General features: G+C 68.9%; 23 protein-coding genes. 13 read left to right on the top strand and 10 right to left on the bottom strand.

What is annotated here, in order from left to right; all coding sequences use genetic code 11:
* Nucleotides 1–98: 98 nt before the first annotated feature.
* On the top strand, nt 99–1,193 hold the full coding sequence (ugpC, locus tag BM287_RS14790) for an ABC transporter ATP-binding protein (protein WP_090040822.1): 1,095 nt from the start codon (nt 99–101) through the stop codon (nt 1,191–1,193).
* 144 nt (nt 1,194–1,337) lie between these two features.
* Nucleotides 1,338–2,639: a DUF4032 domain-containing protein gene (locus BM287_RS14785; RefSeq protein ID WP_090040823.1), complete on the top strand. Its 1,302-nt coding sequence runs from the start codon at nt 1,338–1,340 to the stop codon at nt 2,637–2,639.
* A gap of 97 nt (nt 2,640–2,736) precedes the next feature.
* On the opposite strand, the gene rlmB is transcribed toward BM287_RS14785, so the two are convergent.
* The 4 genes from rlmB to BM287_RS14765 form a co-directional block, all read right to left on the bottom strand.
* Nucleotides 2,737–3,756 (bottom strand): 23S rRNA (guanosine(2251)-2'-O)-methyltransferase RlmB, encoded by a 1,020-nt coding sequence (gene rlmB, locus BM287_RS14780; protein WP_090040825.1) that lies wholly within the window; start codon nt 3,754–3,756, stop codon nt 2,737–2,739.
* Nucleotides 3,753–5,186, bottom strand: a complete 1,434-nt coding sequence (cysS, locus tag BM287_RS14775) for a cysteine--tRNA ligase (RefSeq protein ID WP_090040827.1) — start codon at nt 5,184–5,186, stop codon at nt 3,753–3,755. Before cysS ends, rlmB begins: the two co-directional genes overlap by 4 nt.
* 87 nt (nt 5,187–5,273) lie before the next feature.
* The gene (ispD, locus tag BM287_RS14770) at nt 5,274–6,431 is read right to left on the bottom strand and encodes a 2-C-methyl-D-erythritol 4-phosphate cytidylyltransferase (protein ID WP_090040829.1); all 1,158 of its coding nucleotides are present in this window, start codon (nt 6,429–6,431) and stop codon (nt 5,274–5,276) included.
* A gap of 118 nt (nt 6,432–6,549) precedes the next feature.
* Complete coding sequence (locus tag BM287_RS14765) at nt 6,550–7,032, bottom strand: CarD family transcriptional regulator (RefSeq protein ID WP_090040831.1); 483 nt, start codon at nt 7,030–7,032, stop codon at nt 6,550–6,552.
* A gap of 139 nt (nt 7,033–7,171) precedes the next feature.
* Here BM287_RS14765 and BM287_RS14760 point away from each other — a divergent pair, with 139 nt between their 5' ends.
* Complete coding sequence (locus tag BM287_RS14760; protein ID WP_090040832.1) at nt 7,172–7,678, top strand: hypothetical protein; 507 nt, start codon at nt 7,172–7,174, stop codon at nt 7,676–7,678.
* On the opposite strand, the gene BM287_RS14755 is transcribed toward BM287_RS14760, so the two are convergent.
* A complete protein-coding gene (locus BM287_RS14755; protein WP_090040833.1) occupies nt 7,675–8,358 on the bottom strand; it encodes a response regulator transcription factor in 684 nt (227 codons plus the stop codon). The two genes, BM287_RS14760 and BM287_RS14755, sit on opposite strands and share 4 nt — an antisense overlap.
* Nucleotides 8,355–9,506, bottom strand: a complete 1,152-nt coding sequence (locus tag BM287_RS14750; RefSeq protein ID WP_090040835.1) for a sensor histidine kinase — start codon at nt 9,504–9,506, stop codon at nt 8,355–8,357. Before BM287_RS14750 ends, BM287_RS14755 begins: the two co-directional genes overlap by 4 nt.
* 192 nt (nt 9,507–9,698) lie before the next feature.
* Between BM287_RS14750 and phoU the strand changes: the two genes are divergently transcribed.
* Nucleotides 9,699–10,355, top strand: coding sequence for a phosphate signaling complex protein PhoU (gene phoU, locus BM287_RS14745; protein WP_090040837.1), 657 nt, complete (start codon nt 9,699–9,701; stop codon nt 10,353–10,355).
* Nucleotides 10,356–10,451: 96 nt separating this feature from the next.
* Here phoU and BM287_RS14740 read toward each other — a convergent pair whose 3' ends face one another.
* Nucleotides 10,452–11,201 carry a phosphoglyceromutase gene (locus BM287_RS14740; RefSeq protein WP_090040839.1) on the bottom strand — a complete coding sequence of 250 codons (750 nt, stop codon included), beginning with the start codon at nt 11,199–11,201 and terminating at the stop codon, nt 10,452–10,454.
* Nucleotides 11,202–11,311: 110 nt separating this feature from the next.
* On the opposite strand from BM287_RS14740, the gene BM287_RS14735 reads away from it, so the two are divergent.
* A complete protein-coding gene (locus BM287_RS14735) occupies nt 11,312–12,133 on the top strand; it encodes a class I SAM-dependent methyltransferase (RefSeq protein ID WP_090040841.1) in 822 nt (273 codons plus the stop codon).
* A gap of 7 nt (nt 12,134–12,140) precedes the next feature.
* Here the strand turns inward: BM287_RS14735 and BM287_RS14730 are convergent, their stop codons facing one another.
* The 3 genes from BM287_RS14730 to BM287_RS14720 all read right to left on the bottom strand — a co-directional run bounded on the left by BM287_RS14730 (nt 12,141) and on the right by BM287_RS14720 (nt 14,409).
* Nucleotides 12,141–13,280 (bottom strand): CAF17-like 4Fe-4S cluster assembly/insertion protein YgfZ, encoded by a 1,140-nt coding sequence (locus BM287_RS14730; protein ID WP_090040843.1) that lies wholly within the window; start codon nt 13,278–13,280, stop codon nt 12,141–12,143.
* Nucleotides 13,281–13,294: 14 nt separating this feature from the next.
* Nucleotides 13,295–13,891 (bottom strand): heme-binding beta-barrel domain-containing protein, encoded by a 597-nt coding sequence (locus tag BM287_RS14725; protein WP_090040846.1) that lies wholly within the window; start codon nt 13,889–13,891, stop codon nt 13,295–13,297.
* A 167-nt stretch (nt 13,892–14,058) separates the two neighbouring features.
* The gene (locus BM287_RS14720; RefSeq protein ID WP_090040848.1) at nt 14,059–14,409 is read right to left on the bottom strand and encodes a hypothetical protein; all 351 of its coding nucleotides are present in this window, start codon (nt 14,407–14,409) and stop codon (nt 14,059–14,061) included.
* 234 nt (nt 14,410–14,643) lie between these two features.
* Between BM287_RS14720 and BM287_RS14715 the strand changes: the two genes are divergently transcribed.
* The 8 genes from BM287_RS14715 to pstA all read left to right on the top strand — a co-directional run bounded on the left by BM287_RS14715 (nt 14,644) and on the right by pstA (nt 24,014).
* On the top strand, nt 14,644–15,294 hold the full coding sequence (locus BM287_RS14715) for a response regulator transcription factor (protein ID WP_170857568.1): 651 nt from the start codon (nt 14,644–14,646) through the stop codon (nt 15,292–15,294).
* A gap of 110 nt (nt 15,295–15,404) precedes the next feature.
* Nucleotides 15,405–17,615 carry an RNA degradosome polyphosphate kinase gene (locus tag BM287_RS14710; RefSeq protein ID WP_090040852.1) on the top strand — a complete coding sequence of 737 codons (2,211 nt, stop codon included), beginning with the start codon at nt 15,405–15,407 and terminating at the stop codon, nt 17,613–17,615.
* Nucleotides 17,612–18,550, top strand: a complete 939-nt coding sequence (locus tag BM287_RS14705) for an NUDIX hydrolase (protein WP_090040854.1) — start codon at nt 17,612–17,614, stop codon at nt 18,548–18,550. The genes BM287_RS14710 and BM287_RS14705 overlap by 4 nt, the downstream gene beginning before the upstream one ends.
* A 272-nt stretch (nt 18,551–18,822) precedes the next feature.
* The gene (locus tag BM287_RS14700) at nt 18,823–19,644 is read left to right on the top strand and encodes a hypothetical protein (RefSeq protein WP_090040856.1); all 822 of its coding nucleotides are present in this window, start codon (nt 18,823–18,825) and stop codon (nt 19,642–19,644) included.
* 121 nt (nt 19,645–19,765) lie between these two features.
* The gene (locus BM287_RS14695; RefSeq protein WP_090040858.1) at nt 19,766–20,626 is read left to right on the top strand and encodes a L,D-transpeptidase; all 861 of its coding nucleotides are present in this window, start codon (nt 19,766–19,768) and stop codon (nt 20,624–20,626) included.
* Between the two features lie 155 nt (nt 20,627–20,781).
* Nucleotides 20,782–21,876, top strand: coding sequence for a phosphate ABC transporter substrate-binding protein PstS (gene pstS / locus BM287_RS14690; RefSeq protein ID WP_090040859.1), 1,095 nt, complete (start codon nt 20,782–20,784; stop codon nt 21,874–21,876).
* Between the two features lie 99 nt (nt 21,877–21,975).
* A complete protein-coding gene (pstC, locus tag BM287_RS14685; protein WP_090040861.1) occupies nt 21,976–22,923 on the top strand; it encodes a phosphate ABC transporter permease subunit PstC in 948 nt (315 codons plus the stop codon).
* A complete protein-coding gene (gene pstA, locus BM287_RS14680; RefSeq protein WP_090040862.1) occupies nt 22,923–24,014 on the top strand; it encodes a phosphate ABC transporter permease PstA in 1,092 nt (363 codons plus the stop codon). Before pstC ends, pstA begins: the two co-directional genes overlap by 1 nt.
* The last annotated feature ends 22 nt before the right edge of the window (nt 24,015–24,036 follow it).

Genomic DNA, 24,036 nt, shown 5'->3' with positions numbered 1-24,036 from the left:
GGCCAGGTGGCATCGACGCCATCGCAACGTCGACCACGTTCATCCATTCACAACGGATCGTCCGGCACGTACCTGCCGGTGAAGGAGAAAAGAAGAAAATGGCGACAGTCACCTACGACAAGGCGACCCGGCTCTACCCGGGATCCACCCGCCCCGCCGTGGACGCACTGGACCTGGAGATCGCAGACGGGGAATTCCTCGTCCTCGTCGGTCCCTCGGGTTGCGGTAAGTCCACCTCGCTCCGCATGCTCGCGGGCCTCGAAGAAGTCAACGACGGCAACATCTTCATCGGAGAGCGCAACGTCACCGATGTGCCGCCGAAGGACCGCGACATCGCGATGGTGTTCCAGAACTACGCGCTGTACCCGCACATGACCGTCGCCGAGAACATGGGCTTCGCGCTCAAGATCGCGGGCGTCGGCAAAGAGGAGCGCGCGAAGCGCGTCCTCGAGGCGGCGAAGCTGCTCGACCTGGAGCCGTACCTCGGCCGCAAGCCGAAGGCCCTCTCCGGTGGTCAGCGTCAGCGTGTCGCCATGGGCCGGGCGATCGTCCGCTCCCCCCAGGTGTTCCTCATGGACGAGCCGCTGTCGAACCTCGACGCCAAGCTCCGCGTGCAGACCCGCACGCAGATCGCGTCGCTGACCCGCCGCCTCGGCGTCACCACCGTGTACGTCACGCACGACCAGACCGAGGCGCTGACCATGGGCGACCGCATCGCGGTGCTCAAGGACGGCGTCCTCCAGCAGGTGGGCACCCCCCGCGACCTGTACGCGCAGCCGAACAACGTCTTCGTCGCCGGCTTCATCGGCAGCCCGGCCATGAACCTGTTCACGGCGGATGTCACCGACGGCGGAGTGCGCTTCGGCTCGGCCGTCGTGCCGGTCGAGCGCGACACGATCGCAAACGCCGGCTCGTCGGTCACCATCGGTGTCCGCCCCGAAGACGTCGTCGTCTCCAACACCGAGGGGACCGGCCTCAAGGTCACGGTCGACCTCGTCGAGGAGCTCGGCGCGGACGGCTACCTGTACGGCCACTCCGAGGTCGAGGGCAAGCGCACCGACATCGTCGGCCGCGTGGACGGCCGCGTTCACCCGAACGCCGGCGACACCGTCTACATCACCCCGAAGCCGGGCCACGTCCACGTCTTCCACGCGGAGTCGGGCGAGCGCCTCGGCGGCGCCGTGGTCGACTGAGCCTTGTCGAAGAGGCTACCGACCTTGTCGTAGCCTGAAGGCGCAGAGCGGTTCACACTCTGCCGCAGTCCGGATCGGGCTGCGGCAGAGTGGCTTAACGGCCCGCTCGTACGCCTCAGCGAACACACCGACCGGAGGACCATCGTGGCCGGATCCGTCAACATCACCGCAGCGACCGTCGACCCGGCGCTCCTCGACCTCCCGTGGAGCATTCCGCTGGAGGACTGGTCGAACGAGCACATCGCCCTGCTGCCGAAGGGCATCAGCCGGCACCTCGTGCGCTTCGCCAACCTGTCCGGCTACGTCATCGCCATCAAGGAGACGACGGCCGAGATGGCGCAGCGCGAGTACGACATGCTCCGGACGCTCCAGCGCCTGGATGTGCCCTGCGTGGACCCGGTCGCGGTGATCAAGAACCGTACGGACGAGGACGGCACCCCGCTCAACGCGGCGCTCGTGACCCGGCACCTGAAGTTCTCGCTCCCCTACCGCGCACTGTTCTCGCAGACCCTGCGGCCCGACACGGCCACCCGGCTCGCCGATGCTCTCGCCGTGCTCCTGGTGCGCCTGCACATCGTCGGGTTCTTCTGGGGGGACGTTTCGCTGTCCAACACGCTGTTCCGCCGCGATGCCGGCGCGTTCGCGGCCTATCTGGTGGACGCCGAGACCGGCCAGCTGTACGAGGGCGGCCTGTCGAACGGGCAGCGCGAGAACGACCTCGAGATCGCGCGCGTCAACATCGCCGGCGAGCTGATGGATCTCGAAGCCGGCGGCCGTGCGGACGAGGAGCTCGACCCCATCCGCGTCTCCGAGGGAATCGTCGCCGCCTACCGTTCGCTCTGGAAGGAGCTGACCGGCAGTGAGTCGTTCTCCTCGTCGGAGCGGTGGCGCATCAGCGAGCGCGTGGAGCGGCTCAACGAGCTGGGCTTCGACATCGAGGAGCTGGCGATCAAGACGTCGGAGGAGGGCACGAAGGTGCGCATCCAGCCGAAGGTCGTGGATGCCGGTCACCACCAGCGCCGCCTGCTCCGCCTCACGGGACTCGACACGGGAGAGAACCAGGCGCGCCGCCTGCTCAACGACCTGGACTCCTATGCCGCGACCGTGGGCAAGGAGGGACTGGACGAGGAGGCGATGGCCCACGAGTGGCTGCTGCGCGTCTTCGAGCCGGTCATCCGCTCCATCCCGGCCGACCTGAAAGGCAAGCTGGAGCCCGCCGAGGTCTTCCACCAGCTGCTGGAGCACCGCTGGTTCATGTCGCAGAACGAGGGACGGGATGTTCCCCTCGCCGAGGCGCTCACGTCGTACATCAACGACATCCTCCGGCACCGCCGCGACGAGGCGACGGTGATCGCCCCGCCCACCGAGACGATCAGCATCCCGGTGCTGGGCGGCGCGGCCGCGGCGGAGGACGAGGACGACGACGACTGGCGTTCCAAGGTCTGAGGTCCGGCCTCCCCCCGCCCCGCCCCGACGCTGTTCGTGCTGCTCAGCCCGTCGTGCTCCGCCGGCTCGTCTTGCCGCCGTCGCTCGTCGTGCTGCCCTAGCTCCTGGCGCCGGCCTCCGCCCGGAGCTTGGCGATCTCGTACAGTGTGACGCTCGCCGCGATGCCGGCGTTGAGAGACTCGGTCGCGGCCGTGATCGGGATGGACACAACGGCGTCGCACGTCTCGGTCACCAGCCGGGACAGCCCCTTGCCCTCGCTTCCGACGACGATCACCACCGGCCGGTCGGCGAACGACAGGCCGGGGAGAGCGACGTCGCCGCCTCCGTCCAGGCCGAGGACGAACACTCCCGCCTTCTTGAAGTCCTTCAGCGTCTGCGTCAGGTTCGCCGCCATGGCGACAGGCGTGCGCGCGGCTGCGCCCGCCGAGGTCTTCCAGGCCGACGCCGTCATGCCGACCGAGCGCCGTTGCGGGACGATGACGCCCTGACCGCCGAACGCCGCGGTGGACCGGATGATCGCCCCGAGGTTGCGGGGGTCCGTGATCCCGTCGAGGGCGACGAACAGCGGCGTCTGGCCGGTGCGGATCGTCCGGTCGAGCAGCTCGCCGGGGTGCGCGTACTCGTACGGCGGCACCTTGAGGGCGACTCCCTGGTGGACGGCGTCGCGGCCGGCGAGACGGTCGAGCTCGGGACGCATGACCTCGAGCATCGGCAGTCCGCGGCGGGTCGCGATGGAGAGAATCTCCTTCATCCGGTCGTCGAACTCCACCCGGGCTGCGATGTACAGCGTGCTGGCCGGGATGTTGGCGCGCAGAGCCTCCAGGACGGAGTTGCGGCCCGTCACGATCTCGCTCTCGTCGCCGTTCTTGGCGCGACGCGAGGCGCCCGAGGCTCCGCGCGGAGCCGCATCCCGTCCCCCGCGCTGGGCCGCTCTGGCTGCGGCCCGCTCACGCAGGGCCTTCGCCTTGCCCGCGGGATGGTAGTCGCGGTCCTCGGCCTTCGGCGTCGGGCCGCGGCCCTCCAAGGCCTTGCGGCCGTGGCCTCCGGTGCCGACCTGGGCGCCCTTCTTGCTCTTGCGTACCGCGCCGGCGCGGGGCTTTCCACCCGAGTTCTTCATGATCCGATGCTCCAATGCGACCCCGTCGGGGTGTCTTCGATGGTGATTCCTGCCGCCGTCAGCTCGTCGCGGATGCGATCGGCTGCGGCGAAGTCGCGTGCGGCCCTGGCGTCCTGCCGGTCGGCGAGGAGGCGGTCGATCAGCTCGCCGAGCGCCGACTCGGCGACGGTCGAGCCGCCGCTGCGCCACTGCGGCGACAGCGGGTTGATGCCGAGGACCTCCGTCATCGCGAGCGCGTGCCCGCGAGCGGTGGCCGCCGCCTCCAAGTCTTCCGCATCCAGTGCCGCATTGCCTGAGCGTACGGTGTCGTGGAGGACGGCGAGCGCCTGCGGGACAGCGAGATCGTCGTCCATCGCCTCGGCGAACGCGTCGGGCACGACCTCGACGCCGTGCCCGGCGAAGCGGGTGCCGGACAAGCGGCGTTCCACCCGCTCGAAGAAGCCGGCGATCCGGTCGAGCGCGGCCTCGGCCTCGCTGAGCGACCCGTCGTGGAAATCGATGGTCGAGCGGTAGTGCGCCGAGCCCAGGTAGTAGCGCACCACGAGCGGACGGGCCGCGCCGAGCAGATCGGCCGCATACACCGAGTTGCCGAGCGACTTGCTCATCTTCTGGCCGTTGACGTGGACCAGGCCGTTGTGCACCCAGTAGTTGGCGAACGGGTCACCGGCGGCCGTCGACTGGGCGACCTCGTTCTCGTGGTGCGGGAAACGCAGGTCGAGTCCGCCGCCATGGATGTCGAAGTGCGGTCCGAGGTACTTCCGCGACATCGCAGAGCACTCGATGTGCCACCCCGGCCGGCCTTCTCCCCAGGGCGACGGGAACGCGGCCGACTCCGGCTCGTCCGCCTTCCGGCCCTTCCAGAGCGCGAAGTCGCGCGGATCGTGCTTGGCGCGAGGGTCGGCGTCGGCGGCCGCCTCCATGTTGTCGATGCTCTGCCGGGTCAGCTCGCCGTACGACGGCCAGCTCTTCACGTCGAAGTACACGTCACCGGAACCGTCTGGTGCCGCATACGCGTGGCCCGACTCGATGAGTCGCCCGATCAGCTCCTGCATCTCGGGGATGCTCGCCGTCGCGCGTGGCTCGTAGGTCGGCGGCTGGATGCCGAGCGCGCGGTACGCGTCGGTGAACTCCAGCTCGAAGCGGTACGCGAGCGCCCACCACTGCTCGCTGCCGCCCTCCGCGATCCCGGCGGCGGCGTTCACCAGGATCTTGTCGTCGATGTCGGTGACATTGCGCACGAGTGTCACGTCGAATCCGCGGTACGCGAGCCAGCGACGCAGCTGGTCGTACACCAGCGCCGAACGCAGGTGGCCGATGTGGGGCGACGACTGAACGGTCGGCCCGCACACGTAGATGCCGATCTCGCCCTCGCGGAGGGGGACGAAGTCGCGCAGGGCGCCGGCTTTCGTGTCGAAGAGTCGCAGGGTCACGGCATAAGCCTACGGGCCGCCCCCTCGTCGACGTGCTGTATGTCGAACATGTGGATCAGTCGCCAGCATGCCGGGCTGTGGACGGAATCAGCCGAACAGGAGGGCCGTCGCCTGCGCCAGGACGCCCTCACCCCTCCCGGCGAAGCCCAGGCCGTCCGTCGTGGTGGCGCCGATCGACACGGGTGCACCGAGGATCGCGGACAGCCGCTCCTGAGCCTCGGCCCGCCGCGCGGCGAACTTCGGACGGTTCCCGACCAGCTGCACGGCGACGTTGCCGATCCGGAAACCGGCGTCTTCCACCAGCCGGCGCGCCTCGGCCAGGAAGACCTCGCCGTGCGCGCCGGAGAACCGCGGATCGCCCGTCCCGAAGACACCACCGATGTCGCCGAGGCCCGCGGCGGACAGCAGGGCGTCGACGATCGCGTGAGCGACCGCGTCTCCGTCGCTGTGCCCGGCGAGGCCCGGCTCGCCCGGCCAGTGGAGGCCGGCCAGCCACAGCTCGGCGGCGGGATCGAAGGCGTGCGTGTCGCTCCCCGTCCCGATCCGCGGCACGGCGGAATCGGCGAGCAGCTCTTCGGCCCGCCGCAGGTCCCAGGGGGTCGTCACCTTGAACGCGCGCGCGTCGCCGGGCACCACATCCACCCGGAACCCGGCCGCCGCCACGAGGCCCGCGTCGTCGGTCTCCTCGCTCTCGGCGAGGGCGTAGGCGGTCAGCAGTTGCTCGCGGGGGAACCCCTGCGGGGTCTGCACCGCCGCGAGGATGCTCCGGTCGACCGTCTCGTGCACGGCGCCGTCGGCACCGACCCGCTTGACGGTGTCGGCGACGGGCAGCCCCGGCACCACGCCGTATCCCCGCTCCCGCACGGCGTCCACGACGGCGTCGAACAGTGCGGACGGCGCCAGCGCCCGGGCGGCGTCGTGCACCAGGACCACCTCGGCCTGCGCATCCACCATCGACAGTCCCTCCGCCACGGAGGCCTGCCGGGTCTCGCCGCCGGTCACCACGGTCACGGGCCTCCCCGCTGCCCGCTGCGCCAGCTCGGCCGCCTCGTCGAGACGGTCCGCCGGCACGACGACGATGGGCTCGGCCGGGTACAGCATTCCCCGAACGGCATGGAGGGACCTCTCCAGCAGCGTCACGCCGCGGAGCGTCACGAACGCCTTCGGCACATCGGCACCCAGTCGGGTCCCCGAGCCGGCGGCGACGATGACGACCGCGACGCGCGGTCCAGTGATGCTGTCCACGCGACGAGCGTACCGGGAACCGCGGCCGTCGGGCCGCGTCGCCCGGGAACGAGAACGGCCCCGCCGCACTGTGCGTCGGGCACAGGGCGGCAGGGCCGTGAATTCGTCGGAAGCGGCCTCAGGAGGCCAGCACCTCATCCAGCAACGTCGAAGCCTTCTCGTCGTCCGTCTTCTCGGCGAGCGCGAGCTCGGAGATCAGGATCTGACGGGCCTTCGCGAGCATGCGCTTCTCGCCGGCGGAGAGACCACGGTCCTGGTCCCGGCGCCAGAGGTCACGGACGACCTCGGAGACCTTGATCACGTCGCCGGAGGCCAGCTTCTCGAGATTGGCCTTGTAGCGGCGCGACCAGTTCGTCGGCTCCTCGGTGAACGGGGCTCGCAGCACCTCGAAGACGCGGTCGAGACCTTCTTTGCCGATGACATCGCGTACACCGACGAGATCGACGTTCTCGGCGGGGACCTCGATGGTCAAGTCGCCCTGCGTCACGTTGAGCTTGAGGTACAGCTTCTCTTCACCCTTGATGATTCTCTTCTTGACTTCGGTGATCGTTGCGGCACCGTGGTGCGGATAGACGACGGTCTCGCCAACCTCGAAAAGCATAGATTTGTTGTCCCTTCAGCAATGAATAGGATACCACACGAGGCACATGCTAAGGTTCGCCCTCACGCCCCCAGCGGGCCCCGGACACACCTTCTACATACGATAGAGTTGCAGGGAAAAACCACCGGGAGGGTCATCCGTGAAAGCTCGAGTCGCGACGTCCGTCGCCCTCGCCCTGGCCGTCGCGCTCGGCACCGCGGGATGCGGTTTCATCGCCCCGCAGGCCACCACCAAGCACTACGACGCGAGCGACGGCGTCGGCGGAAGCGTCGGATCCATCGACATCCGCAATGCGATGATCATCACCGACGCGAAGAACGGCACGGTCGGCAACCTCGTCCTCACACTCGTCAACACGGGTTCGACGAGCGAGCAGGTCGCGATCAGCGCCGGCGACGGCACTCCCGGCGCCGCCCACGTGACGGTCGGCCCCGGTCAGATCACGCAGCTCGGCCAGGACCCGGAGACCAGCGGCCCGGACAACGTTCTCTTTCCGGAGTTCAGCACCAAGCCCGGCGGGCTGTTCAAAGTGTACTTCCAGTACGGCGACCAGATCGGCGTGAACCTCACCGTTCCCGTCCTCGACGGCCGGCTCCCGGAATACTCGGGCCTGGTGCCGCCGACGATCCTGCCGGCCGCCCGCTAAGCGTTGAAGCGGTAGCCGAGCCCGCGGACGGTCACCAGCATCCGCGGCTCGGAGGGGCTCTCCTCGATCCGTGAGCGGATGCGCTTGATGTGCACATCCAGCGTCTTCGTGTCACCGAAGTAGTCGCTCCCCCACACCCGGTCGATCAGCTGACCGCGCGTGAGAACGCGGCCGGCGTTGCGCAGGAGCAGCTCCAGGAGCTCGAATTCCTTCAGCGGCATGGAGATCTCCTGGCCGTTGACGGCGACGGTGTGGCGATCCACATCCATCCGCACGGTGCCCGCCTCCAGCACGCCGTCATCCTGAAGCTCCTCCTCCTCCACGCGCCGGCGGAGAACCGCGCGGATGCGGGCGAGCAGCTCGCGCGACGAGTACGGCTTCGTCACGTAGTCGTCGGCTCCGAGCTCGAGCCCGACCACGATGTCCACCTCGGAGTCCTTGGCGGTCAGCATGATGATCGGAACGTTCGAACGGGTGCGGATCTCCCGGCACACCTCGGTGCCCGGGATGCCCGGCAGCATCAGGTCGAGCAGGATCAGGTCGGCGCCGTCACGGTCGAACGCGGCGATCGCTCCGGGTCCGTCCTCCGCCACCTGGATCTCATAGCCTTCGCGTCTCAGCAGGTACGCGAGCGGCTCGCTGAGCGCCGCTTCATCCTCGACGAGCAGGATCGATGTCACGGGTGGTCTCCTATCGGGGGTCGGACGGTGGAGGCTTCGGGCAGCCGGATCGTGAAGGTGGAGCCGCGGCCCGGTTGCGACCAGACCCGCACCTCGCCGCCGTGGTTCTGCACGGCGTGCTTCACGATGGAGAGGCCGAGCCCCGTGCCTCCGGTGTTGCGCGAGCGCGCCTGGTCGACGCGGAAGAAGCGCTCGAACACGCGGTCCAGGTCCTCCTCCGGGATTCCCTCGCCCTGATCGGTCACGGCGATCTCGACGACGCCGCCGGAGTTGCGGACGCCGATGCCGATCCGCGAGTCGTCCGGCGAGTACTGGATCGCGTTCGAGATCAGGTTGTGCACGGCGGTCACCAGGAGGGCCTCGTTCCCGAGGACCTGCGCCTGCTTGTCGCCGCGCATGGCGATCTCGATGTTCCGGGTCTCGGCGGCCACCTTGTTCTGGTCGATCGCGGCCCGAACCACCTTGCTGGCGGAGAGCTCCACGGCGGTGCCCAGGACATCCGTCGCCTGCAGCCTGCTGAGCTCGATGATGTCCTGCGTGATCCGCGCGAGACGCTGCGCCTCCTCCGACAGCCGGAGTGCGAAGCGCCGGACCTGATCCGGGTCATCGGAGGCGTCGTCGAGCGCCTCTGCCAGCAGGCCGACCGCGCCGATCGGCGTCTTCAGCTCGTGGCTGATGTTCGCCACGAAGTCGCGCCGGACGGCATCCAGCCGGTAGGACTCGGTGCGGTCCTCGGCGAGCAGCAGGATGTAGCGCGAACCGAGCCGTGCCACCCGGACGCTGAGGTGGATGTTCGCATCGCCGAAGGGGCCACGCGAGAGCTCGCACTCCTCCGTCAACGACTCGCCCGTGCGCCGGACGTGGTTCACGAGGTCGATGAGGTGCGGGTGCACCAGGGCGCCGTTCCAGACCAGGCCGATGGCATGCGCCCCGGGCGAGGCCTTGATCACGTTGTTCGATGGGTCGAGAACGACACCCGCTGACTCCAGGGCGTCGAGCACCTGGTCCACCCCATCCGGCACCACCGGATTCACCACCTGCGCGGCATGGTCGCCGCGCCGAGCGGCGATGTGCAGGATCCACACGAAACCGGCGCCGACGGCGAGCCCCAGGCTCAGCGACAGCAGCACCAAACCGGTGGAGTCCATAGCCTCCAGCGTAGGTGATGCCGATACGCGGGCAGCGACGCGTCCCGCCCCCGGCCGCGTCTTTTCGCGGGTACGTTAGAGACTGTTCAGCCGCGGGGCACCGTTTGTTAACCTGGCGCGGCGAACATGGAACACCGGGTCAGAAGGCCCGACATCCCGCGTGCCCGCGCACGCCAGGAAGGACCACACCCCATGCGCGAAGTCTTCCAGCAGGAGCTGGCGGAAGTTCAGGACCGCCTCGTCGAGATCGCCGAGCTGGTCGTCCGCTCCATCAAGAACGCGACGCTCGCCTTCAACGATTCTGACGTCTCGCTGGCCGAGGACGTCATCGCCAACGACCACCGGATCGACGAGCTCACGGTGCTGCTCGACGAGCTGTCCATCCAGATCCTGGCCCGTCAGCAGCCGGTCGCCCGCGACCTGCGGATCGTGGTGAGCGCACTGCGGATCAGTGCGTCCCTGGAGCGGATGGGCGACATGGCGGAGCACATCGCGCAGCTCGCACGGTACCGCTTCCCCGACAAGGTCGTGCCGAAGAGCCTCCGTTCGACCTTCGGCGAGATGGGCCGGCTCGACGTGCAGATCGCCCAGAAGCTCGCCGAACTGCTCCGGACGCAGGACCTGCGCCTCGCGGACGAGATCCGCAACGACGACGACGACATCGACGAGCTGCACATCAGTGTCTTCGACAAGGTGCTCGGCGAGACGTGGAAGGGCCAGGCGGTCGACACCGTCGACGCGACCCTCGCCTCGCGCTATCACGAGCGCTTCGCCGACCACGCCGTCTCGATCGCCAAGAAGGTGCAGTACCTGGCCACCGGCGACTGGGCTCCCGAGCTCGCCTCCTGACCCCCTCCGCTCCCGCCCCACCATCGAGTCCACAAAGATTGCACGTCGACACGGCGTGTCATGTGCAGTCTTTGTGGACTCGATGGTGGGGGGTCGTTACTTCTTGCCCTGGGCCGCGACGGCTGCGGCGCCCGCGGCGGCCGCTTCCGGGTCGAGGTAGTACGACGGCTCGAGCGGTGCGAAATCCTCACCGAGCGTGTAGACGAGCGGGATGCCGGTCGGGATGTTGAGGCCGGCGATGTCCTCGTCGGAGATCCCGTCGAGGTGCTTCACCAGCGCGCGCAGAGAGTTGCCGTGCGCCGTGACGAGGACCGTCCTGCCCGCCGAGAGGTCGCGCGTGATGTCCGACTCCCAGTAGGGAAGCATCCGGGCGATGACGTCCTTCAGGCACTCGGTCCGGGGCACGCCGTCGCCGAGGTCGGCGTAGCGGGCGTCGCCCACCTGCGAGAACGGGCTGTCGTCGGCGATCACCGGCGGCGGGACGTCGAACGAGCGGCGCCACAGCTGGAACTGCTCGGGGCCGTACTTCTCGAGCGTCTCGGCCTTGTCGAGGCCCTGCAGCGCACCGTAGTGACGCTCGTTGAGACGCCAGGACCGCTGGACGGGAATCCACAGCCGGTCGGAGACATCCAGGGCGAAATGGGCGGTCTGGATGGCGCGGCTCAGCACCGAGGTGTGCAGGACGTCCGGCTGGAACCCGGAGTCGCGGAGCAGCTCACCTGCCCGCTTGGCCTCGGCGACGCCGGTCTCGCTGAGACGCACGTCGACCCAGCCGGTGAACAGGTTCTTCTCGTTCCACTCGCTGCTGCCGTGGCGCAGGAGGATCAGGGTGTAGGGAGCGGGCATGCTCCCAATCTATCGTGCCGCCGGTAGGCGTTCGGCCTGACGGCGGCGGTACGCGGTCCGCCGGCGGCGGCGGTACGCGGGCCGCCGCCGGCGGCTGGCAGGATGGACGCATGGCTTCGGGCGCAGTCGGCACGGTGACCCGCGGCACCACCAACACGAACCGGCTGCGCCGCGTCGACCGCTGGATCGCTGCACAGCCCGAGCTGCGTCGCACGCACGACCCGGTCGTCGTCGACCTCGGCTACGGCGCCAGCGGCGTCACGGCGCTCGAACTCCAGCAGCGGCTGGCGAAAGCACGCGCCGACGTCGAGGTGGTCGGCCTCGAGATCGAGCCGGGCCGGGTGCGGAGCGCGAACCAGCAGCTGGAGGCGGTGCGGGACGGCCGGACGGGCTTCGACCCGGCGGCGCGCATCCGCTTCGCACTCGGCGGGTTCGAAGTCCCGCTGCCGGACGGCCGCAGCGCAGCGGTCATCCGCGCCTTCAACGTGCTCCGCCAGTATCGCGAGGTCGAGGTCCCGCACGCCTGGGAGCGGATGCGCTCCCGCCTGCAGCCCCACGGCCTCCTGGTCGAGGGCACCTGCGACGAGATCGGCCGCATCTCCAGCTGGATCGCCCTGGATGCCGCGGGTCCCCGCTCGCTCAGCGTCTCGCTCCGGCTGCGCGGGCTGGATGCGCCCTCGATCGTGGCGGAGCGGCTGCCGAAGGCGCTCATCCACCGCAATGTCCGCGGCGAGCCGATCCATGCGTTCCTGTCGGAGCTCGACCGGCTCTGGCGCATCCATTCGCCGCTCGCCGCGTACGGGCCGAGTCAGCGCTGGATCGCCGTCGCCCAGGGGATGCGCGACTCCGGATGGCCGGTCCACGGCGGCCGGAGCCGCTGGCGGCTGGGTGAGCTGACGGTCGGGTGGGAGGCGGTCGCGCCGGCCGAGTGACGCCGGACTACTGGCGGGGAGCCCGGGTCACCGCACCCAGGCGCGGGAGGCGCGGCACGTGCGCTTCCGCACCCGCCTCCGGCGGAACCACGATCTCCTGCGAGGCGGCGACGGCTACACCATCCGCATCCACGGTCAGCGTCGCGTTCGGATCGGCGGACCGCTTCACGACGGCGAGCGCGATCGGTCCCAGTTCGTAGTGCAGAGCCGAGGACGTGACGGCGCCCACCTCGCGACCGTCGAGGGAGACGACCGCACCCTTCGTGGGATGCGCACCCTCCGAGCCGTCGAGGTGCAGCATCACGAGGCGGCGAGGCGGATGCCCGAGGTTGTGCACCTTGGCGACCGTCTCTTGTCCGCGGTAGCAGCCCTTGCTCAGGTGGACGGCGGTGCGCAGCCAGTCGAGTTCGTGCGGGATGGTGCGCTCGTCGACCTCGGTCGAGAACCGGGGCCGCCACGCGGCGATGCGCAGGGCATCGGCGGCCAGCGTTCCGGCAGCGGACAGTTCTCCGGCGCGGACACGGGTCACGAGCGACGCGAGGGCGTCTCGCGGGATGAGGCGTTCGCTCCACGTCCAGCCGGCGCCGGGATGCTCGCCCTGCGCGTACTGGTGCCCGCCCAGTGCCACCGCGCGCCACGGATCGTGCCAGATCAGCGGGATGCCGTTCGGCGCTGCGATCGGCAGTGGCGGATCGCCCAGTGTGCCGATCGTTGCGAAGTCGGCCGTCCTGTCGGCGACCTCGACGCGCAGCATGAACCGCATCGAATCCAGCCAGCCCTGCAGCCCCTCGGCCTCCGGCCGGTCGACCAGGAGCCAGAGCGTGTCGCCGTCGTCGAGCAGGCGCGCGGCGTGCTCGACGTGGCCCGTCACATCCAGGAGCAGGGTCTCCGAGGACTCCCCCGGACGCAGGCCGGCGAGCGACTGACTCGTCAGCGAATTGAGCCAGGTCAGGCGGTCGGGGCCCTGGATCGTCAGCACAGCACGGTCGGAGAGATCGACGATCGCGCTCCGCTCGACCAGCGCCCGCTGTTCGGAGAGCGGGCTTCCGTAGTGGGCCGGCACGCCGAGTCCGTCCGTGTCGACCGCGCCCGGGAGGTCGAGGAACGGCGATGCCCCTTCCGGGGTCGCGCGAGGTTCAGCATCCATCGGTCCGCCGCCTTTCAGTCGACCTTGGCGAGGCGCGCGGAGGCGTGCGTCCGCAGTTCCTGGCCGAGGGCGGCGATGTCCCAGGCCCACAGCAGGTGGCCCTCGACGAGGCCGTAGAGCCGCGTCGCCGCGGTGTACTCCTTCGCGCCGGAGGTGCGGAGCACCGCGTCCGTCGCGAGATCGATGCGGGGGCCGGCGACCTGGCCGATGTAGACCTCGCTCACCCCGTCGGGATGGATGATCGACACATCGAGATCGAACGCGCCGTTCGAGTTGCGCAGCGTCTCGACCGACTGCGCCGTGCCGAAGGGCCGCGCGCCGACGCCGGGGAGCATCGCCGGTCCGGCGTCGCCCTCCACGAGCTTCCTGCGCAGCCGCCAGTAGCCGGTCTCAGCGGCGAGCGGCGTGTTCTGCTCGTCGAGGATCCACGAGTTCGCGGAGTAGTTCAGGTAGCCCAGTCCGTCGTGGCTGAAGCTGATCCGCTGCCCGAACTCGAGTTGGGTGTGCTCCTCTTCGATGGCGTAGTCGAGCACACCGGTTCCCTCCCAGACGCCGATCAGCCAGGAGAGAGGGACCAGCTCGGCGGGAAGATCGGTGGGGATCTCGATCATGATCCGGCTGAGGGGCTCAGCGCTGACCGCGGAAGAGGTTGTAGACGACCAGCCCCGAGACACCGAGGATGGCGAGCGTTGCCAGGCCCAGAAGGCCGACGAAGAAGAGTTCGAGAGCGACCAGCATGCGTCCAGTCTAACCAGGGACCGCCGACATCCGTTCGCGTTCAGGCGGCGGCGAAGGCAAGTGCCAGGATGCCGCCGACCAGCCCCAGCACCACGAAGGTCCCGGCGAAGGTGACGGCCAGCCGGTCGATGAAGCCGTCCTTCTGCTGCGTCGCCAGCTGGGCGACGAACGCGAGCAGCACGCACACGGCGAGCGCGAGAGACAGCCACGACGCATAGGCCGCGGGGCGCGACAGCACACCGATCAGGATGCCGAGCACGAGCGCGACAACCCACACCGAGCCGATGCTCGTCGCCGTCGCCCAGCGCGGCAGCGGCGGCTGCACGGGTCCGGCCGCGGCGGCGGGACCCATCGCGTGGGGTGCAGGGGTGTCGGGTGTCTCGTCGCTCACGCCTCCATTGTGCCCCCGGCGACCGGATGGCGCCTGGCTGTGCGGCCGCTGGCGCAGGAGCGGCGGAAGGGAGCGCGCGCATTTCCGGTAGCATTGCGCCACGGGTTCCCGAGGGCACGACCGGGTGAGGAGGAATGTGTGGCGCAACTGCTGATCCTTACTTCTGCGCCCAGCTCCCCCGCGCCGTCGTCGGCGCCCACCACCTCCCGCGTCGACTCCGGACCGGGTGCCGAGGTGCTTCCCGCCCTGGCTCTGCTCAGCCACCGCGTCCGTCAGATCCCGGCCGAACCCGCGTCCCTCATCAACGCGCCCAGCTGCGACCTCATCTTCGTGGATGCACGGCGCGACCTGGCGAGCGCGAAATCGCTCTGCAAGATCCTCACCACGACCGGGGTCACCGTCCCGCTCCTCCTCGTGCTGACCGAGGGCGGGCTCACCGCGGTGAGCGCCGACTGGGGCGCCAGCGATGTCGTGCTCGACACCTCGGGCCCGGCCGAAGTGGATGCGCGCATCCGGCTCGCCATCGGCCGCCAGACGCAGGAGCATTCGCAGTCCAAGATCCAGGCCTCCGGGATCACGATCGACGAGGCCAGCTACTCGGCCAAGGCGCACGGACGCCAGCTCGACCTGACCTTCAAGGAGTTCGAGCTCCTCCGCTTCTTCGCGACCCACCCGTCCCGCGTGTTCACACGCGAGCAGCTGCTCAGCGAGGTGTGGGGCTACGACTACTTCGGCGGTACGCGCACGGTCGACGTCCACGTGCGGCGGCTGCGCGCGAAGCTGGGCGACCTGGAGTCCCTGATCGGCACCGTCCGCAACGTCGGCTACCGGTTCAATGTGTACGAGGACGACAACGACCGTCTTCCCACCTCCGTCCGTTCGTGAGGCGGGCGGCGCGTCCGCCGCGACGAGCAGCCGTCCATCCACAGTCAGCGTTTATCCACCGTTTACGTGGTGCCTGCTCCGGCAGCTTCCGGCGGTGACATGATGGGTGGATGGATGAGCGCACCACACTCGAGAACGGCCTTCTGGACACAGGGCTGGGCGGCAGCCTGGGCAGCGATTTCGACGACGACTTCGCCCCGTTCATCTACGAGCCGGACCCGACGCTCCCGGACAACCGCTACCTCGACCGCGAGCTGAGCTGGCTCGCCTTCAACCAGCGCGTGCTGGAGCTCGCAGAGGACCCGCTGCTGCCGGTCCTCGAGCGCGCCAACTTCCTGGCGATCTTCGCGAGCAACCTCGATGAGTTCTTCATGGTCCGGGTCGCCGGCCTGAAACGCCGGATCGCGACCGGTCTCGCCGTCCCGACCAACGTGGGCCGCGCGCCGCAGGACGTGCTCGCCGACATCTCCGAGAAGGTCCACGAGCTGCAGCTCCGCCATGCCCGCGCGTACCACGACCTCGTGCTGCCCGCTCTGCGGGATGCCGGCATCACCGTCGTGAGGTACGACGAGCTCGACGACGCCGACAAGGTGCAGCTTCGCGAGATCTTCTCGCAGCAGATCTTCCCGGTGCTGATGCCGCTCGCCGTCGATCCGGCGCATCCGTTCCCTTATATCTCCGGGCTCTCGCTCAACCTGTCCGTCCGGGTGCGCAACTCGCGGACCGGCAAGGAGCAGTTCGCCCGCCTCAAGGTTCCGCAGATGCTGCCTCGCTTCGTGCGCATCGACCAGCGCGAGAGCGTCGGCCAGGTGCGGTTCATCACGCTGGAGGACCTCATCGCCAACCACCTCGGCGACCTCTTCCCGGGCATGGAGATCCTCGAGCACCACGTCTTCCGCGTCACCCGGAACGAAGATGTGGAGATCGACGAGGATGAGACCGAGAACCTCATCCAGGCCCTCGAGCGCGAGCTGCTGCGGCGCCGCTTCGGCCCGCCCATCCGTCTCGAGGTCACCGACGACATGGACGCGGTGACCCTCGGGCTGCTGGTGCGCGAACTGGATGTCACCGAGCAGGAGGTCTACCGCCTGCCGGCGCCGCTCGACCTCGGCGGCCTGTTCGACCTCGCGAAGATCGACCGTCCGGACCTGCACTATCCGAACCACGTGCCGACGACGCCCGCACAGCTGATGCCGAGCGAGCCCAACGCGAAACCCGACATCTTCGCCGCCGTCGCCCGGCAGGACGTGCTCGTCCACCACCCCTACGAGTCGTTCGCGACCAGCGTCCAGGCCTTCCTGGAGCAGGCCGCCGCCGATCCGCATGTCCTCGCCATCAAGCAGACGCTCTACCGCACGTCGGGCGACAGTCCCATCGTCGAGGCGCTGATCGACGCGGCCGAATCCGGCAAGCAGGTCCTGGCGCTGGTCGAGATCAAGGCGCGGTTCGACGAGCAGAACAACATCTCGTGGGCGCGAAAGCTCGAGAAGGCGGGCGTGCACGTCGTGTACGGGCTCGTCGGGCTGAAGACCCACTGCAAGCTCGCCCTGGTGATCCGCGAGGAGAAGGGCGTCCTCAAGCACTACAGCCACATCGGCACAGGGAACTACAACCCGAAGACCTCCCGCATCTACGAAGACCTGGGGTTGCTGACGGCGGACGACCAGGTGGGCAAGGACCTCACCCGTCTCTTCAACGAGCTGTCGGGCTATGCGATCGAGAAGAAGTTCAAGCGCCTGCTCGTCGCACCGCTGCACCTGCGGAAGGGATTGCTGAAGCGCATCGAGACCGAGCGCGCCAACGCCGCCGCCGGGCGTCCCTCCGGCATCCGCATCAAGCTCAACTCCATCGTCGACGAGGCGATCATCGACGGCCTCTACCGCGCGAGCCAGGCCGGAGTGCCGGTCGACCTCTGGGTGCGCGGCATCTGCGGCGTCGTGCCCGGCCGCGAAGGCCTGTCGGAGAACATCCGCGTGCGGTCGGTGCTGGGCCGCTACCTCGAGCACTCCCGAGTCTTCTCGTTCGTCAACGGCGGCGAGCCGCAGGTGTACATCGGCAGCGCCGACATGATGCACCGCAACCTCGATCGCCGCGTCGAGGCGCTCGTCCGGCTGACCGACCCCGAGCACCTGCGCGAGCTCGACGATCTCTTCGACCTCGCCTTCGACGACCGCACAGCGACCTGGAAGCTCGATCAGGACGGCGTCTGGACCCGGCATCACCTGGACGAGAACGGCAAGCCGCTGGTCGACCTGCAGAACAAGCTGATCCAGCAGTACAGTCATCGTCCGCGCAGCACCCGCACGGGAACGAGGCGGTGAGTCCGGCCATCTATGCCGCCGGCGCCCTCTGCTGGCGGATGGTGGAAGACCGCATCGTGGTGCTCGTGGTGCATCGGACGAAATACGGCGACGTCACCATCCCGAAAGGGAAGGTCGACCCGGGTGAGACCCTCCCGCAGACGGCCGTGCGCGAGATCGAGGAGGAGACGGGGCTGAAGATCGGCCTCGGCGTTCCCCTCGGCGTCTCCACGTACCCGCTCAGCAGCGGCCGGGAGAAGATCGTCCACTACTGGGCGGCGGAGGTCGGCGAGAAGGCGATCGAACGGTCGACCTTCATCCCGAACAGCGAGATCGCGGCCATCGAATGGGTCACCATCAAGAAGGCCCGCGGCTACCTCACGTACGAACGCGACGTCGAGATCCTCGATACGTTCGATGCATTGGTCCGCCAGGGCATCACCTCCACCTTCGCGATCATCGCTCTGCGCCACGGGAAGGCGGCCCCGCGCGACCGGTGGGAGGGGAGCGATGCCTCGCGGCCGCTCACCGAGCGCGGCGTGAGGCAGTCCGCAGCAGACGTCGCCACCCTGCAGGCATGGCGGCCGAAGCGGATCGTCACCAGCGACGCCGTCCGCTGCGTCACGACGGTCGCACCGCTGGCAGCAGCCACGGGAGTCAAACCGCGCCGCGAGCACGGGATCAGCCAGGAGGCCTACGAGGAGGGCCGCGGCGAAACCCGGGCCGTGGTCGGCAAACGCGTCCGCGCACGCAAGACCGCGGTGCTGTGCAGTCACAGACCGGTACTGCCCGAGATCCTGCGCGAGATCGCACTGGCCACCGGGACGATGCCCGGCAGCTACCTCGACGACGCTGCGGATCTCGACACGGGCGGCTTCTCCGTGGTCCACCTCTCGGCCACCAACCCCGCCTCCGGCATCGTCTCCATCGAGACCTACGCGCCGGTGGAGGCGTAGAGCCCTCCTCGCGCTGCGAAGGAGATTCGAACGCACGGCGTTCGGAACTCCTTCCGTGCTGCCATCCGAAGGAGATCCGAGACCCGATCTCCTTCGATTCGTCGCGAAAGCGACTGTCGCCGCACGCCCTGTTCGCCGACGAATGTTCCGTCCTCCATGTTCCACCGAGAATGCCTACATTCGATCTATCATCGTTGCGTCTCAGATATCACAGCGGTAGTGTGTTTCGGGGATGCCAGTCCGGCATCGCTTCGCACCACCAGAGGACATGAATGACCAGCTCAACGCGCATCCGTTTCGGCGCCCTCGCGGCCGCGTCCGCCGTCGTGGCAGGCGGCTTCTTCGCCGCCGTCCCGGCCAACGCCGCCGGTACCACCCTGACCGCCACGAACACGACCTTCACCGTCGGAGACTGGGGCACCGGCCTCGACCTGACCGGTACCGGATTCACTCCGGACGGGACGGTGACCGTCACCCTCGACAGCTCGGTGAGCGGCGTACTCGATCAGACGACTGCCACGGCGGACGCCGCAGGCGACCTCGCCGTCAGCCCCGCCTGGATCCCGGCCGTTCCGCTCGCAGCGCTCGCCGCGGGCGAGACGCTCTCCGTCACGGCGACCGACGACGCCGACACCACGCTCACCGCGAACCTTCCGCTCACGGTCGACGCCGCGGTTCAGGCGCCCGTGCCTGAGCCCAAGGGCATCAGCACGAGCGTGAGCACGATCACGACGGCAGAGTTGGCCGACCCCGGCATCGACGTCCACGCCGCCGGCTACACGCCGGGAGAACTGGTCACCATCACGGTCGACTACAACGGCTCCGTTCAGACCCTCGAACCGGCTACAGCCGCTGCAGATGGGACGATCGACTTCAACGTGTTCCTGCTGGCCGGAACAGCCGTTGCCGGCAGCATCACCATCACCGCTGTCGGCACCGATTCGGGTGTGAGCAACACGGCGACGGTCGAGATCACGGGCGATGATGTCCCCGTCGACGGTAACCCCGGCCCGATCGACCTGGGCTCGACCGAGACGACGACCGCGGCTGACACTGCAGCTCCTGTCGCCAACCTCCCGGTCGTCAGCGGCTGACTCTCAGCACTCCGGCCGGCGGCGGTGTGGACCGGAACGGTCCACACCGCCGCCGTTCTTCATGACGCGGCTCGTCGCTGCTCGCATCCCGCACGCCAGACCTCCACACACCCGGACTCCCATGACACCCCACCGCACGCTTCCCGCCGTCCTCTGCGCCGCCGCCCTTCTCGCGACCCTCACCGCCTGCAGTCCGGACGCTCCCGCCGCCACACGCAGCCCCACGCCGAGCGCCACCGCGGATGCGGGGCCGGCCTTGCCTGCCGGGCTGTCCCCCTCGGAGATCGCGGCGCTCCCCGCCGCCACCTATAACGCCGTCATCCCCGGCCTGCTCCCGGCCCCCGCGACGGCGGACATCCGAACCGCCTACCACGTCGTCTTCGATTCCGTCGCGTACGGCGCCGACTTCACCACGCCGGTCGCGCGCATCCCGGCCAAGAACTTCCTCGGGGAGCCGACGGTGGTCGTCCGCGTCCAGACGAAGGGCCGCTGGTCGCTCGTCCTCACGCCGTCGCGTCAGCAGCTGCCCTCGGCGGCGACGGCAGCGGCTCCTGCACCGGCGCAGACCGCCGCCTGGATACCGACGAGCTTCCTCAAGGGCGGCACCCCGCTGACCACGCGTGTCGTCATCTCCACCTCGAAACAGACGCTCAGCATCCAGGACTCCTCGGGCGCCGCGACCATTGAATTCACGGTCGGAGTCGGCACCGCATCCACCCCCACCCCGACCGGCACCGGCTACCTTCAGGCCCGCTACCTCGACCCGGCGCAAGGGCAGTCCGAGCATCGCATCCAGCTCACCTCGCTCCACGCCACCAGCGCGGACGAGCCCTACGGGGGCACGGACGGCGGGCTCATCGGCATCCACTTCCAGTCCACTGCCGCCGGCGCCGTGTCGCACGGCTGCGTGCGACTCACGGCAGACGCGATCGCCGCCGTCGACGCTCTGCCGCTCGGAACGCCGGTCCAGATCGTGGACTGATCCCCGCGGATTCACAGCACGACAGGAACAAGAGAACACCCGGCGTTAACCTTCCGTTTACCAGTGCGGGGGACTCTGGACAGACACCGGGAATAGCGTCTCACGCGGGTCGCACCGACCCCGTCCTGTTGTTACTGATCCCCGAAGGGACAACTGTGAATCTCAAGCGCATCGGCGCTCCCGTGGCGCTCCTCGCGGCAGCCGCCATCTCTCTCACCGCGTGTGCGGCGAACGAGGGCAGCACCCCGTCGACCACGACGGCGAAGGCTTCGAACCTGACCGGCACGCTGAACGGCATCGGCTCGTCCGCGCAGGGTGCGGCCCAGACCGTGTGGGCCGCCGGCTTCCAGCAGGCCAACCCGAAGGTCACCGTGAACTACGACCCGCAGGGGTCCGGCGCGGGCCGCAAGAGCTTCATCTCCGGCGCCGCAGACTTCGCCGGCTCCGACGCCGCGCTCAAGACCGAGGAGCTCGCCTCCACGTTCGCCGGGTGCGCCGCGGGCAGCAAGGGCATCGACCTGCCCGTCTACATCTCCCCCATCGCCATCGCGTACAACGTGGACGGCGTGAAGGACCTCAAGCTCGACGCCGCGACCATCGCCGGCATCTTCTCGGGCGCGATCACCACCTGGAACGACCCCAAGATCGCGAGCCAGAACTCGGGAGCCTCGCTCCCGTCGGCGCCGATCACGGTCGTCCACCGGTCCGACGACTCGGGCACCACCCAGAACTTCACCGAGTACCTGGCGGCGAACGCTCCGGACGTGTGGACCAAGCCGTCCTCGCAGACCTTCCCGTACACCGTCGGTGACGCGGCCAAGGGCACCTCGGGTGTCGCGGACGCCACCAAGAACGCGAAGAACTCGATCACGTACATCGACGAGTCGGGCTCCGCGGGCCTCAGCATCGCCCAGCTGAAGGTCGGCAGCGACTACGAGAAGATCAGTGCCGACGGCGCTGCCGCGGTGGTCGCCGCCTCCCCGATCGCCTCCGGTCGCGACACGAACGACCTGGCCATCCAGATCGACCGCAAGGACACCAAGAAGGGCGCCTGGCCGCTCGTCCTGGTCTCCTACGTGATCGCCTGCCAGCAGTACAAGGACGCCGCCAAGGCGGACCTGGTCAAGGGCTACGTCGGCTACATCATCTCCAGCGACGCCCAGAAGGCCGCTTCCGAGCAGGCCGGCTCGGCCCCGCTCGCGAGCGACCTGTCCGCCAAGGTCCAGAAGGCCGTCGACAGCATCAAGTGACACCGGACCGTTCGGCCCGGGCTGCTCCATGGCCCGGGCCGAACGGCGCTTCCATCCTCAGCCGCCCGCAACGGCTCACCCGATGAGAGAAAGCAAGGAATGACCGCCGGAACCGCAGGAGCCATCAGGCCGAAGGCGAAGGTCCGCCTCGGCGACCGGGTCTTCTCGACCAGCACCGTCGTCGCGGGATCGCTGATCCTCGCCACTCTCGCCGCTGTGGCGATCTTCCTCGTGGTCCAGAGCATCCCGGCCCTGTTCGCCGGCCCCGGCCAGCTCCCGAACAACGCCAGCAACTTCTGGGCGTGGGTCTGGCCCCTGGTGTTCGGCACGATCTGGGCCGCAACACTGGCATTGCTGATCGCCACGCCGCTCTCCCTCGGGATCGCGCTCTTCATCTCGCACTACGCCCCGCGCCGCGTGGCCGCGGTGCTCGGGTACATCATCGACCTCCTCGCGGCCGTCCCCTCCGTCGTTTTCGGCCTGTGGGGTATCGCGACGCTGTCCACCTTCGTCCAGCCGTTCTACGCCTGGCTCGGCGCCAACCTCGGCTGGATCCCGCTGTTCGCGCCGCCCGTATCCGGCACCGGCCGCACCATCCTCACCGCCTCGATCGTGCTCGCGGTCATGGTCATCCCGATCATGACCGCCATCTGCCGCGAGATCTTCCTCCAGACCCCGCGCCTCCACGAGGAGGCTGCGCTGGCACTCGGCGCAACCCGGTGGGAGATGGTCAAGATGGCCGTCCTGCCCTTCGCACGCAGCGGCATCATCTCGGCGATCATGCTCGGCCTCGGTCGCGCCCTCGGCGAGACGCTCGCCGTCGCGATGGTCCTCTCCCCGGCCCTGATCGTGAACATCTTCGTTCTGCGGGCCCAGAGCCCGAACACCATCGCCGCCAACATCGCCCTCCAGTTCCCCGAGGCGAGCGGCGTGAGCGTGAACGCGCTGATCGCATCCGGCCTCGTGCTGTTCGTCGTGACGCTGCTCATCAACATGCTCGCCCGGTACATCGTCAGCCGCCGCAAGGCCTTCTCTGGAGCGAACTGATGGCCACGACCACCGCCACCGCCCCACGCCCCCTCGCCAACTCGTACACCGCGGGGAAGCTGCCCCGCTGGGCTCCGTGGACGATGCTCGTCGCCTCCTGGTTCGTGTTCGGCGCCGTCTTCGCCATGCTGGCGGCCAGTGGCGCCACCAAAGACTTCAACATCGTCGGCGCGGTGTTCTTCGGCACGATCCTCTTCGACATCGCCATCTACACCACCTCGCTGCTGGTGGAGGGCTCCCGCAAGGCGATGGACCGGCTCATCACGTCGCTCGTCGCCACGGCGTTCATCATCGCGCTGCTCCCCCTGATCTCCCTCGGCTGGACCGTCGTGTCGCAGGGCCTCGCACGATTCGACGTGGCCTTCTTCTCGGAGTCCATGCGGAACGTCATCGGCGACGGGGGCGGTGCGCTGCACGCCATCGTCGGAACCCTCGAGATCACCCTCCTGACGGCCGTGATCTCCGTGCCGATCGGGCTGCTCACCTCCATCTACCTGGTGGAGTACGGGCGCGGGATGCTCGCCCGCGGCATCACCTTCTTCGTCGACGTGATGACGGGCATCCCGTCGATCGTGGCCGGCCTCTTCGCCTACGCGCTGTTCGCCCTGTTCCTCGGCCCCGGCATCCGCAACGGGTTCATGGGCGCCGTCGCCCTCTCCGTGCTGATGATCCCGGTGGTGGTGCGATCCAGCGAGGAGATCCTGCGGATCGTTCCCAACGAGCTGCGCGAGGCCGCCCTGGCCCTCGGCGTGCCGAAGTGGCTGACCATCCTCAAGGTCGTGCTTCCCACCTCCATCGCCGGTCTCGTCACGGGGGTGATGCTCGCCATCGCCCGCGTGATCGGCGAGACCGCACCGCTGCTCATCGTCGCCGGCTTCACGACGAGCATGAACTACGACCCGTTCAGCGACCGGATGATGGCACTCCCGCTCTTCGTCTACACGCAATACGGCCAGGCCGCCGGATTGCACGCGCAGGCCTCGATCGACCGCGCCTGGACGGGTGCCCTCGTCCTCATCATCATCGTGATGCTCCTCAACCTGGTCGGACGCATCATTGCCAAGGTCTTCGCCCCCAAGTACGGCCGCTGAGCCGCGACAACCCGTAGCCTGA

The sequence above is a fragment of the Leifsonia sp. CL147 genome (genome assembly GCF_900114565.1).
Classification (GTDB): Bacteria; Actinomycetota; Actinomycetes; order Actinomycetales; family Microbacteriaceae; genus Leifsonia.
The sequence above is the reverse complement of the archived record's forward strand: the minus strand, read 5'-3'. Positions and strand labels throughout refer to the sequence as shown.